11 protein-coding genes are annotated in these 12956 nt (G+C 45.0%); 9 read left to right on the top strand and 2 right to left on the bottom strand.

Annotated features, from left to right (window positions below; genetic code table 11):
- Positions 1–471 precede the first annotated feature (471 nt).
- Complete coding sequence (locus NKT06_RS25960; RefSeq protein ID WP_253440700.1) at positions 472–2139, bottom strand: SMEK domain-containing protein; 1668 nt, start codon at positions 2137–2139, stop codon at positions 472–474.
- Positions 2140–2242: 103 nt separating this feature from the next.
- On the opposite strand from NKT06_RS25960, the gene NKT06_RS25955 reads away from it, so the two are divergent.
- The 9 genes from NKT06_RS25955 to NKT06_RS25915 all read left to right on the top strand — a co-directional run bounded on the left by NKT06_RS25955 (position 2243) and on the right by NKT06_RS25915 (position 11442).
- Positions 2243–3187: a metal ABC transporter solute-binding protein, Zn/Mn family gene (locus tag NKT06_RS25955; protein ID WP_301290458.1), complete on the top strand. Its 945-nt coding sequence runs from the start codon at positions 2243–2245 to the stop codon at positions 3185–3187.
- Positions 3188–3218: 31 nt separating this feature from the next.
- Positions 3219–4040: a metal ABC transporter ATP-binding protein gene (locus NKT06_RS25950; protein ID WP_253440698.1), complete on the top strand. Its 822-nt coding sequence runs from the start codon at positions 3219–3221 to the stop codon at positions 4038–4040.
- Between the two features lie 2 nt (positions 4041–4042).
- Positions 4043–5002 (top strand): metal ABC transporter permease, encoded by a 960-nt coding sequence (locus NKT06_RS25945; RefSeq protein ID WP_091037906.1) that lies wholly within the window; start codon positions 4043–4045, stop codon positions 5000–5002.
- A complete protein-coding gene (locus NKT06_RS25940) occupies positions 5002–5874 on the top strand; it encodes a metal ABC transporter permease (RefSeq protein WP_047841304.1) in 873 nt (290 codons plus the stop codon). Before NKT06_RS25945 ends, NKT06_RS25940 begins: the two co-directional genes overlap by 1 nt.
- A 243-nt stretch (positions 5875–6117) precedes the next feature.
- Entirely contained in the window at positions 6118–6627 is a 510-nt protein-coding gene (locus NKT06_RS25935) for a hypothetical protein (protein WP_253440696.1), read from the top strand.
- A 19-nt stretch (positions 6628–6646) separates the two neighbouring features.
- Positions 6647–8008, top strand: a complete 1362-nt coding sequence (locus NKT06_RS25930) for a S1 family peptidase (protein WP_253440694.1) — start codon at positions 6647–6649, stop codon at positions 8006–8008.
- Positions 8009–8507: 499 nt separating this feature from the next.
- Entirely contained in the window at positions 8508–9257 is a 750-nt protein-coding gene (locus NKT06_RS25925; protein ID WP_091020802.1) for a Cof-type HAD-IIB family hydrolase, read from the top strand.
- A gap of 54 nt (positions 9258–9311) precedes the next feature.
- Complete coding sequence (locus NKT06_RS25920; RefSeq protein ID WP_047841365.1) at positions 9312–9752, top strand: DUF456 domain-containing protein; 441 nt, start codon at positions 9312–9314, stop codon at positions 9750–9752.
- Positions 9753–9813: 61 nt separating this feature from the next.
- On the top strand, positions 9814–11442 hold the full coding sequence (locus NKT06_RS25915) for a putative polysaccharide biosynthesis protein (RefSeq protein WP_253440692.1): 1629 nt from the start codon (positions 9814–9816) through the stop codon (positions 11440–11442).
- 201 nt (positions 11443–11643) lie between these two features.
- Here NKT06_RS25915 and NKT06_RS25910 read toward each other — a convergent pair whose 3' ends face one another.
- A complete protein-coding gene (locus NKT06_RS25910; RefSeq protein WP_253440690.1) occupies positions 11644–12930 on the bottom strand; it encodes a DUF2515 family protein in 1287 nt (428 codons plus the stop codon).
- Positions 12931–12956 lie beyond the last annotated feature (26 nt).

Genomic DNA, 12956 nt, shown 5'->3' with positions numbered 1-12956 from the left:
GAATACTCGAAACAAAAAAAGTGAGTCTTTGTATGATTGGTAAGGTGAATTAAAGTCTACAGTAACAAAAGCACTATCAGCTGCAGCTGCTTGCTGATTCTCGACAAACCATAACTTTTCACCCAGCTCATTTGATCCAGCCATGATCCGAAAGTTCAGACAACCCCTTCTCTATTGAGCTATTAGGATTGAGAATGTCTATATCTATAGCACGAAGCGGTCCATATATATGGAGATATAGGAAGACCCCTTTTGCTTTCCACGATACATCAGTACTACGCGGAGCATCAAGGAGTAAATTACCTTCTTCATATATCAAGGTTAGTTCTTAAAACTAAATCACTTTTCACACTTTCAATAAGATCATCGGACCAGCTGTTAACCTCTTTGAGGATGCTTCCCGAGTTCAGCTCCATAAGTACAGGTGTGCCGACTGAGCAGAGTAGATTCCTTAAGGGTTAGTGTTCGCCGTTAATGTGATTCAAAAAAGTAGAACGCGATATTACTACGGTTTTGAATTTCGTATAATTTTTCTTTTTGTTTATCACTGAGTTTATATAGAAAAATGAGTGGTGATGGGACATGAAAACCACCAGAAGCAATGAAGTCATCTTCTGGACCTACACTCTCATTTGTATAAGCGATATAACGTGAAGCCTCTTCGAAGCCTAAATGTAGATCAGTCCATCCTAATACATGAAAGAATTGTTCATCGGGTTCAATATGGTCTGTCTCAAGCATGAATACATCTATTCTAAATGGATCTGGTTCACTCAATTTAATTAACAAATGAAGCAGTTGATTATTTCTATCCGTAACACTTTCATATTTAATGGTTGTTCTAACCTGCTTAAAGCGGTTAATGATCACTTCCTCATGTTGATATCCTAAGAGATCTCTTATAAAATTTAGATTTAGAATCAAATTGTCTATTAGCATTTCAATTCCGCTTCTCATGTGATTTTGAAAATCTTTACCTGTCTCTTTGTATAGTTCTTTAGGATGGCGTTTCAGGTTTTTATATGCCTCTTTTAGAACCTTTTCTTCGAAAAAAAGAAATTCTTCAAATAATGCTTTAATGGGTGAGGGGATTACTGATTGTGGGTTCTCAAGGTTTTTGAGCAATATATCCAATTTTGTCTCTATACCTTGGTCTAACTTCGTCAGTTTTTCTAAAGATGAATTAAACATAATATCTAATTTAGGATAACTTGAAATATGTTCGTCGTAAAACTCTTCGAATTTTTTAATCCGATTAATAGTCCTGTTAACTAATAATTGACCCCAAACCTGATTTTGGTCTGTCCGCGTTTCGTAGGGGCTGTAATAATGAATATTTTCACGTAGTACCTTAATGATCGAATTGAGTTGTTCGCTATTTTCAATAGAATTAATTTTTTTGAGTAGTTTCTCGTATGTTATTATGTCTTCCTCAAATGAGAAGTTTGGGTAATTGGATAGCATTTCTTTCTTTTTTTTAGCAGTGAAATTAGGAGTAATTTCAGAGAGATAGAACATCTTTACGCCAGAATAATAAACCTTACTATAATTAGTATTTGGATCAACATAAAATTTTAGGGTTTTCTCGATTTTTGCTATGTCCAAATTAGAGGTCACTTGTACACAAAGAAAAGAAGTACTGTCGTCTCCGAGATCAATTCCTTTTACATTTCCATTTTTAGAATTTAGATTCTTTAATTTGTAGTTTGATATATTCTTGGCCCTAGAGTTCAAAGTACTTTTCTCTTTGTAAACCGGGATTTTTTGCATAACATTTCTGTGAAAGTAAGGTTCACCAATATCTTTGTTCTTGAGACATGGGTATTTCAGTTTTTTTTCCATTGTGATCTCTGTCTCGGTCGTCAAATATTTGAAAAGTGAGCGAAGAGAGGATATCTTGCGGCTAACAGAGTTTTCCTCGGGCTTCTTCATTTCCTGATCAGTAACTTTGATATCCGTTCTTCGTAAATGTTTAAAGAAATTTTTAGCATTTTCTAAGGAAAGGACATCTAAATCAGATAGTTGAATTTCTTTAATATCCGTATCCAAAAAAGTTAATGAAGTAAACAACATATGAATCTGGACAGGCAGGGGAAATAATCCCTTGCCTTTTTTTTTAGCTTCGGATAAAATTTGCACAAGGGAAACATTATTAGTCTTGATTAAAACTTAATACCTTGTACAACAAAATTAGATGTGGACAATACTTTTAGGATAGGGAAAGGGGACGATTGAATTGTTAATGGTGAAGATGAGGAGTATTCAGAGGGGGTTCATCACGCTAGCGGCTCTGGTGCTGGTTGTCATACTTTCAGCATGTTCAAGTGATGCGGAGACGAGTAGCGACGGCAAGCTGCAAGTAACAGCTACAACGGGCATGATTGCGGACGTAGCACGTGAGGTAGGCGGAGCATATGTTGATGTTACCGGGCTCATGGGCCCGGGAGTTGACCCCCACTTGTACAAGGCATCCCAAGGTGATATTCGCAAGCTGGAACAAGCAAAAGTCATTTTCTATAATGGACTGCATCTCGAAGGTAAAATGACAGACATTCTGGAGAAAATGTCCTCAAGCAAGCTGGTTACAGCCGTTACAGATACTATTCCAGTTGAGGAGTTACACTCAGGCAAAGATACAGGCGGTACGGAATATGACCCACACGTCTGGTTTAACGTCAGCCACTGGATGCATGCGGCAGAAGCCGTGCGCGATACGCTCGTGGAGGCGGACCCGGATCATGCGGAAGAATACAAGGCTCAGGCTGAGGCGTACCTGGCGAAGCTCGAAGATCTGGATACCGAGGTACGTGAGAAGATTCTGGAGATTCCGGAAGCAAGCCGGGTATTGGTCACGGCACATGATGCATTTGGATATTTCGGTCAAGCTTATGGCATGAAAGTGATGGGGCTTCAGGGCATTAGTACAGCAGCCGAATACGGTGCAAAAGATGTTAGCGAACTGAGAGATTATCTCGTGGATAACCAGATCAAAGCCGTTTTTGTTGAATCGAGTGTACCTGCAAAAGCGATGGAAGCCATTATTGCCGGAGCAGCTCAAAAAGGGCATACGGTGAACATTGGTGGAGAACTGTTCTCGGATGCCATGGGGGCTGAAGGAACGGAAGAGGGCACATACATTGGTATGATTCGCCACAATGTTGAGACGATTGTAGAAGCCTTGAAATAATGAATCATATGAAGAGAGGAGTTACAGGATTATGAATGATACAACTTTATCGGAACAAACTCCTACGAATCTGAACAACAGCCACTTGCAGGGAACATTGCCTACGTCTGCTCCTCTTAGTGTGAGGGATCTGGCCGTTGCGTATCACAAAAAGCCGGTGCTTAGCAGCGTATCCTTCGATATCCCTGAAGGGCAGCTTATCGGAATTCTTGGACCGAATGGAGCCGGAAAATCAACCCTGATCAAAGCCGTTCTGGGACTGGTACCGAAGATGCATGGTGAGGTACGGATCTTCGGACAATCGTACCGGGAACAACGTCGTCGTATTGGATATGTACCCCAACGTGAATCGGTGGACTGGGATTTCCCTACGCATGCACTCGATGTGGTCATGATGGGACGGTATGGTCATCTGGGCTGGTTTCGTCGTCCGGGGAAAAAGGAGCGGGACCTGGCGGCACACTGCCTGGAGCAAGTCGGCATGGGCGATTACATGTACCGCCAGATCAGTCAGCTGTCGGGTGGACAGCAGCAACGTGTCTTTCTGGCGAGGGCACTCGTGCAAGACGCAGATCTGTATTTCATGGATGAGCCGTTTGCAGGTGTGGATGCTACCACGGAGAAAGCGATCATTTCCCTGTTGGAGCAGTTGAAGAAACAAGGCAAGACGGTGCTGGTTGTTCACCATGATCTGGCGACAGTCGAGGAATACTTCGACCATGTGCTGCTGCTCAATGGACGACTGGTGGCAGGTGGACCGACAAGCGAAGTATTTGTACCAGATACACTGCAAGAGACGTACGGAGGCCGGATTGCCATGATCGGAAGCCGGACGGAGAAAGGCCAGGTGTAGTCATGTGGAACTGGATCGTTGCCATCTTGTCCGACCCCAATACACGTTGGATATTGCTTGGCTGTCTGCTGCTTGGATTCAGCAGTGGAATTATTGGCTCTTTCACCTTCCTTCGTAAGCAGAGTCTGATGGGGGACACCCTTGCTCATGCTGCTCTGCCTGGGATTTGTATTGCATTTATGTTGACGGAAACGAAGTCTGTAGGGCTATTCCTGTTTGGTGCGCTGGTGGCTGGTATCGTTGCTACCTTCGGAATTTCGTGGATTACACGCTACTCCCGGATCAAGCAGGATGCAGCGATGGGCATTGTGTTGACCGTATTTTTCGGGATTGGTGTAGTGATGCTGACGCGTATCCAGCATGGAGCGAGCGGAAGCCAAAGCGGACTTGATAAATATTTGTTTGGGCAGGCGGCATCCATGGTCATGACGGATGTATATGTCATGGGGGGCGTATGTCTCGTACTACTGATCGCCTGTCTGGCTTGGTTCAAGGAATTCAAACTGGTGAGCTTTGACCCGGGATTTGCACGAGGTATGGGACTGCCAGTTGCCATGTTGGAGCAGCTCATTCTGCTCTTGACGGTAATCGCGGTGGTGGCCGGGATTCAGGCCGTTGGTGTGGTGCTTGTTGCAGCCTTGCTGGTAACTCCGGCAGCAGCGGCACGTTGCTGGACCGACTCACTCGCATTAATGGTAGTGTTGGCAGGCATATTTGGTGCATTGAGTGGAGCGACAGGAACCATCTTCAGCACACTTGTACCTAATCTGCCGACAGGTCCTGTAACCGTTCTTGCGGCTACGGTGTTGTTTGCCGGATCAGCCTTGCTCGCTCCGCGTCGTGGATTATTAGCTCGACGCTTACGCAGTATTCAGGCCAAATCCGCGTATATGCGTGAAGAGCGGGCTACACTTCAGACTCTCGCCACACAGCGAAATCAGCAGGAACGGGGGGAGATGTAATGGCAACGTTTTGGATTATCTTGACGGCTGTATTGGTATCTTCTGCTTGCGCCATCCTCGGTTGTTTTCTGATTCTGCGACGAATGGCTCTGGTCGGTGATGCGATCAGTCATGCGGTTCTCCCCGGTATTGCGATTGCTTTCCTGTGGAGCGGTTCCAGAGATTCATTGTGGATGCTGCTCGGTGCAACGGTGTTTGGACTACTGACGGTATTCTTCATACAGAGTTTGCAGGCGGGTGGACTCTCGTCTGATGCCTCCATCGGAATTGTGTTCACAGCACTCTTCGCAGTAGGCGTCATTCTGATTAGTCTAAACGCTCAGCACATCGATCTGGATCTGGACTGTGTCTTGTTCGGCGAGATCGCTTATGTGCAGTGGGATACGCTAACCCTTGGGGGCACAGATGTTGGGCCGAGGGCAGTCTGGATGCTGGGTATCACTTTGCTGGTCATCCTCGTCGTCATTGGGCTGTTCTACAAACAGTTCAAGCTATGTGCCTTCGATCCGGCGCTGGCTGCGGCTTGCGGCATTCCAGTCGTGCTGTTCCACTATCTGCTCATGGGGCTCGTTTCCATGACATCCGTAGCTTCATTTGAAAGTGTTGGTTCGATTCTCGTGGTGGGCATGCTGATTGTACCTGCGGCGACGGCTTACCTGCTCACAGATCGTCTGGGCAAAATGATTCTGTATGCCGTCCTGATCGGAGCAGCATCTTCGGTTGGAGGTTACATCATGGCATACGCCCTTGATGCTTCCATTGCGGGCTGCATGGTAGCTGTTGCCGGAATTCTGTTTGTTCTCGCACTGCTGCTGTCTCCGAAACATGGAATTGTATTCCGTTACGCTCGTCGCAAATTCGCAGCACGTTAATTGAAGTTTAAAGTGAATTACACGAGGCCGTCTGCTTGCAGGCGGTTTTTTGGTAGGTCTATATAATTTAATGACTAAAATTATGTGGAGGCGAAATAACTGGAGAATATACTTACAGTATTAAAAGTGAAACATTACTATTTTTTTGATAATTTTATCATTTAATGAAACATTATGGGATATTTCACGTCTTAACTTATGATGTGTTTTATTTTAATACTCTGATTAAAAGGAGGCCAAACTTTGAAGCAAGTATCCATCATCCTTATGATTTCTCTTATTCTATTTGGGTGCTCCAATCCTTCAATGGACAATTCTAATGCTCCTGATCAAATGCAAAGAGATGGTGATCAAATGATAGCGAGCAAACAAATTGGGGAATATGAGCTCCAATTGATCATTGAAGAAACAAAAGATCATACCTTCATTTTTCAACCAGGAATAAAGTATATAGGGAGTGAAGCAGATAATGAAATTCTTCATTCCAAGCAAATCCTCGATGTAGATTTGCAAATAGATGGCGAGACAATTCTGCCACCAAGGTCAAGCACAAGTGAAGGGTTAACAACGAAATTAATGAAAGACCACTGGTATTCCGAAAAGTATGAGATCACATTAACATCAGAGCAAATTGAACAAATTAAAAATTCAGACGTAGATATTGTTCTAAATGCAGTATTCCAATCTGATCAGTCAAGCTTTGAAGACGAGAAAAAAATAATAATTAGTGCAGAAGAAGTTCTAGTAAACTAAACACTTGTAGGAGGTAAGTATGGGTCTCAAAAGAATCATTGCATTATTATTTAGTGTGTCTCTTACATTATCTATTAGTGGAGTAATGTATGCTGAGAACGTAGAGAAAGATAGTCAAGCCCTTATCAATCAAAAGTACAACTTAGAGGAAAAGTTCAGAGATGAATTTGGCTTTAAAAACAATAATTATCAACTCCTATCTATTGAAAACGAGTCTTCTGTTCAAAAATATGGAGTTCATTTAACAGCTCAGGAAGAGGCGGAAATGGACAGAAGAGTTGAGGTTGAACAAAAATTTATACCGGACTTTGAAAAAGCGATCAGGGATTCATCTTTATCCAAAAATTACGCAGGAATGTATATACAACAAGCTCCTGAACACAAAATTATAGTAAGATTTACAGGGGAACCAACTAAAAGTTTTATTAATAACAATCAAGAAGGAGAGTCATTTGTCGAAAATTTAAATCTTATTGTATCCAGACAAACTTTAGATGCTGCTTATTTACTCTCCCCGAATGAGATTGTATATGAAATAGTCGAATATAGCGAAGAGCAACTAATGGGATTTGCAGATAATATCGTTAGTAAACTCAATCTTTTAAAAGAGAAAAATGTAAATGTTACAAAAATTCATTCTGACTTTCCTAACCAAAAAGTTGTGGTGTCGCTCGGAAATGATCTAAGTACTGAAAATCAAGAAATTATTCAATCCATGTTTAGCACATATCCACTTGATTTTAATGGGGACCTTGGACTAATTGAAGAAACTGCAAGAAATACGTATACAGGAACGATTATGGGTGGTCATGAGATAAACAGCACGGGAAAGTGTACGGCTGGTGTACCGGCAAAATCAAGATCAAATGGAAATCTGTTTCTCATAACCGCAGGCCATTGCGCAGATCAAGGAACAAATTTTCGTCAAGGAGGATATCTTCTTGGACCAATGTCTAATGTTTTCATGGGCTCCTATGTAGATTCAGGGGCTATAAGGTTAAGTGGTGGAAATCATACCCCAAGTAATGTCATTTACAATACCTCGGGAATTAATCCTGGGAACCCTACTAGACTCACGGGAGTTCAAGCTATTTCCTCCAGTAAAATAGGTGAAACTGTCATTAAATCAGGAGCAACGACAGACACAACTACTGGAACATTACAGGGCAAAGATGTATATTTCACTAGTAGCACAGGCCCTGGCAGATATCTTTTTGAAACAAGCACAATTTCACAGCCGGGTGACAGTGGATCACCTGTATTTGCAGGATCCGGTTTTAAAGGAATTGTTCACGGAAGAATTTTAAGCAATGATAGCATGTTATATTCTCATGCAGAAAGAATTTTGAATGGATTGAATATGGACCTCTATGTTCCATAAATAATCGTTTTGAATAGACAAACATTGAAATCGAAAATCTAGAGTCGTTAATCAACGACTCTAGATTTTTTTTATAGCGTTCAGGAAAGCGGCATTCACGAGGGGAAAGCGTAGTGTGGAATATACATTTGTAACTAAGCGTCATCCTGCCGATTACGGGTTATTTTGTTGCATACAGATGATCTGTGGTAAAATGTCGTTAGCTGTGACGTCCGGAGCGTCCGTTTTTACGGATGCCGGGCGATCTTGTTGTGAAAGGATTTTTAAAATTAGATAAAAAGAACCTTTAAGTTGAACTGGAGAACCACTGTGGAACGGAGAGGGCAGAAAGGACCTAGAGAAACGAAGTGGTCGCGTTTATAACCGGATTGTCTCCATTGTAGATGGAATCAAGAAAATCAGGGGATAACAGCGATCGAAAGGTTTTCTGCCCGCGTAGTGCCTGAATGGATATCCATGAGTTCAATTTGGAGAGAGACAACCTAGGAGGAACTACTGTATGAGTGAACTGAAATACAAATTGCTTGCATTGGATATGGATGGAACATTGCTTAATGATAATCATGAAATTACGCAGGAGACCGCCAAGTGGATTCAGATTGCCATTCGTCGGGGCGTGCATGTGTGCCTATCCACGGGAAGAGCCGTATTCCACGCGATGCCTTATGCGGTGCAGCTTGGGCTGGAGACACCGATGGTTACCGTTAACGGCAGTGAGGTATGGAAAGCCCCGCATGATCTGCATATGCGTCATCTGATGGACCCGGTATTGATTCGCAGAATGCAGGAGATCGGTGAGAAATATAACAGCTGGTACTGGGCATACTCCGTGGAAGAGCTGTTCAACCGTGATCGCTGGACGGACAATATTGAAGGTCTGGAATGGTTGAAATTCGGCTTCAATACCGAAGTGGATGAAGTTCGTCACCAGATTATGATGGAACTGCAACAAATGGGTGGTCTGCAAATGACGAATTCCTCACCCGTTAATATTGAGATCAACCCTGCTGGCGTATCCAAAGCCAGTGGTGTAGCTGAAGTCTGCAAGCTGCTGGGCATCGAGATGTCCGAAGTTGTTGCGGTCGGAGACAGCTTGAATGATCTGGCTGTCATTGAGGCCGTGGGTCTGGGTGTAGCGATGGGCAATGCGCAAGAGCAGGTGAAGGAAGCGGCTGATCTGATCGTAGCGAGTAACAATGAAGACGGCATCGTCGAAGTGATTCGTGAACATATTTTGAAGGGGGAGTAACCTTTGCTCGCAACCGTTGCCTGGATTATAATTGTGCTGCTGTTTGCAGTGGGGATGGCCGGAACGGTATATCCCATACTACCTGGTGCTGTAGCGATTTTCTTCGCCTTTCTGGTCTACGGCTGGTTCTTCAGTTTTGATCCGTTCGGTGTGTGGTTCTGGATCATCCAGATTCTGATTGTGGTTGTGTTGTTCGTGGCTGATTATGTCGTCAGCGCATGGGGCGTGAAGAAGTTCGGTGGCTCCAAGTTATCAACCACGCTGAGTACCATTGGTGTTATCATTGGCCCTTTCGTCATTCCGGCATTCGGACTGGTACTGGGACCATTTATCGGTGCTTTTATCGGGGAACTGATCGGTGGGTCTTCACCTTCCAAAGCGTCAAAAGTCGGATTTGGTTCCGTGGTGGGGCTATTTACGAGCACCGTGATGAAAATTATTTTGCAAATCGTCATGATTGTTCTCTTTATTATCTGGGTGGTAAGATTCGCCTAAACGTTCAGGATTAGCTTCAACGTTATGCACGTCCGGTGTGGAGGAAAGAAGGGGAATTCGTTTGTCTAAGAAAGAAACATTCATTAGGGGTACGCTCATTCTGGCGGCCGCTGCGCTGATCGCGAGAGTACTCGGATTGGTTCAGCGGGTGCCGCTGGAGCATATCCTCGGAGATGTCGGTAACGCATCGTTCACCATCTCCAATACGGTATATTTAATGCTGTTAACTGTAGCAACGGCGGGCATACCGAGTACACTTAGCAAAATGGTGTCGGAACGCTATGCGCTCGGACGCGCGAGTGAAGCCCAACAGATCTACCGTGCAGCCCTGATCTTTGCGGCTGTCGCCGGGGTAGTCATGTCTGCTTTATTGTGGTTCGCTGCACCTTATTATGCCACGTATGTCTCCAAAGTACCGGCATCGGTCAGCGCCATTCGCGCCTTGGCTCCAGCCTTGCTGCTTTTCCCGGCCATTGCGATGATGCGTGGATATTTCCAGGGACGCGGCAATATGACAGCAGGTGGTATTTCACAGATTGTGGAACAGTTCGCTCGTGTAGGTACAGCCATTATCGTGGCTTATGTCATGCTGCAATGGAATTACGATGATCAAACGATTGCTGCGGGTGCCTCATTTGGTGGGGTATTAGGAAGTGTGGGTGCCTTTGGTGTCATGCTGTACTTTACCTTGAAGCTGCGTCGTAGCGACCGTGCGGCCCAATTGAATTACGAACGTGCAGAGCAACTGCCAATGCGCGGCATCTACAGTGATATCTTCAAGCTGTCTATTCCCATTGTGCTGTCCTCACTTGCGGTTCCAGCCATTAACTTTATCGATTCATCCCTTGTGGTCCCACTGCTCAGTGGCCAGATCGGACTCGAAGAAGCGACTGGCGTTCTTGCGATCTTGGGTGCTAAGGCCCAAAGTATTGCGGGTATTCCTCCGATTCTCGCTATCGCTTTGAGTCAATCCTTGGTGCCTGTCATCTCGGCAGCATTTGCCCGCAAGGATGAAGCGCATCTGAAGAGTCAGGTTACACTTGCGTTGCGTATTTCGATTCTGACAGGTATGCCGATTGTCATTGCACTTTGTGCAGCTGCGTATTCGGTCAACGGATTGTTGTTTACCAATCTGGATGGAACGCCGATTATTGCCTTGCTGACATTCGGTACCATTTTCCAGATTACGATGATGACCACCAATTCCATTTTGCTTGGCGTAGGGAAACCGCGGATTACCATGATCAGTGTAGCAGCAGGTGTTGTGGTCAAGCTGGTTGCAAGTCTGATCCTTGCGCCGTTGTTTGGCATATACGGCATCATTATTGCAACGGCGCTGTGTTTCCTGGTTATCACATATCTGAATCTGCGTGTCCTTCGCAAAATCGTTGATTTCTCCATCATGGGAGATCGTTGGAAAGGGTTTATCATTACGGTCTTGCTTGCAGCAGGTGTAGGATTTGCAACGAACTGGATAGGAAATATGATTTTTGGACTGTTCCTGCCAGCGCGTGTATCCTTCTTGCTTACCTGCCTTGTGGTTGGTGTGCTTGTTGTGGTGGTGTATCTGGTTCTCATGGTTGTGCTGCGTGTATTACGCAAGGACGAGCTGGGCAGTTACCCCCGTATTCTGCAAAAAATTCTCCGTCCACTTATGCGTCTTCAACGTGAAGCCGGGCAAAGAGGATAAGAATACAAGCAGCATCATTCAAACTCCAATATGTTGTGAAAATAGGATACAAGCTCTGTCTGCTGTTAAGCGGACAGGGCTTTTTGTATCGCTAAGGCGAGCTGGATTGACTGCGTTGAATACTAACCCAGCAGGCGAGAATTAGCGGTACATCAGATATTCACATCATTCGGTTTTGCCTGCTCCATATGATCTTCAGCATTAGTGTGTGATGGTTTTTGCATCATGAGCCAGTGCTGTTTTCAGCATGCCATACCGGTGTTCGTGACTCATCTCAAACAGCCATGGCCGGCGCGGTGCCGTCAGATAACCGAGACAATCCCGAGTCTGAAGCCAGTCTTGTCTGGTAATCGGTTCATAAGGCGTGTCGCCCCATACGGAGAGCAGTTCCGGACTATATAATCGTTGCCCTTCTGGAAGCCATTCTTCATCAAGTAGCGCCTGAGTGTATAAGGTGTGATCACCTGCCTCGTCTTCATGATGGGTAAACAGGCCAGGCCAATATTCGGCCCGCGAGCCAAGATGGGGAACCGAACGTACGAACGCCATCACTTGTGTGTAGACTTGCTCCACCCCAAACAACAGAGCATATAGGCTTTTGCCAAACATGATTCGCTCATCCAACTTGCCAAAATGTTCAATGACGCGCCCTGCGATTCCTGCTCCCCGTCCAAGAGGAAAGACGATATGATTCAGACCCGCCAGATTGTGCAGATGGAATGCGGGTTTGGAGAGTACTTCTTTTTGAAAATAAGGATGCTGCACCACCCTGCTCTCGATATAGTTCTGCTCATTAATAATTAATGCGACACTTAGCAGTGAACTGCACCGTTCCAGCCAAAAGCGTTCCCAAAACGGCGTCATAAACGCAGATACGTGAAAGTGCGACAAGAGATGGAAACAGCTTCGTCCAATCCGACGACTGTTCATATACAGCTGTAGCTGGGGATATGCATCCTGGAAAATGAGTGCATTGCATCGCTCCAGCAGCCGATACATATGCTCGCGATCGCTCTGATTCTGCAGATTATGCATTAAGTCACTCTGAAGATCTGTCATGTGATATCCGCCGTTGCGAGAGACCATATGGGCCAGCAGTGCCCAATGCAGTTCAGGGTATTGCTCATAACATTCCAGATAAGCTGCCGTGCGGGTGATATTACTCCGATTATGCTCCTGGGTCAGCGTCTTAATCTCTTCCAGGATGATGCAATCTTCTTCGCAGACGAGTGCGCTTTGAACCTGGTCCGTACGTGCAAAAGACTTGCTGCTGGCAGGTAACAGACGCTCCACCTCAGACTGTAGGGCAGCTGCCGTATCAGTATCCCACTCGATGTCACGCAATGGGTGACGAAGCTGTGCTGAGGCTTGCCATGCAGCCTGTTTGCCACGCCAGATTTCCCGGGCAGCACCCGGAATGGAACGGACAATCTGCAAGAGGGACCCGTGATGCTGTTCGCTGGAAGAATCGGTTCTGGTGGAAGTCATGACGTGACATCCTTTCATGATGTTCT

The organism is Paenibacillus sp. 1781tsa1, from assembly GCF_024159265.1.
Taxonomy (GTDB): domain Bacteria; phylum Bacillota; class Bacilli; order Paenibacillales; family Paenibacillaceae; genus Paenibacillus.
The sequence above is the reverse complement of the archived record's forward strand: the minus strand, read 5'-3'. Positions and strand labels throughout refer to the sequence as shown.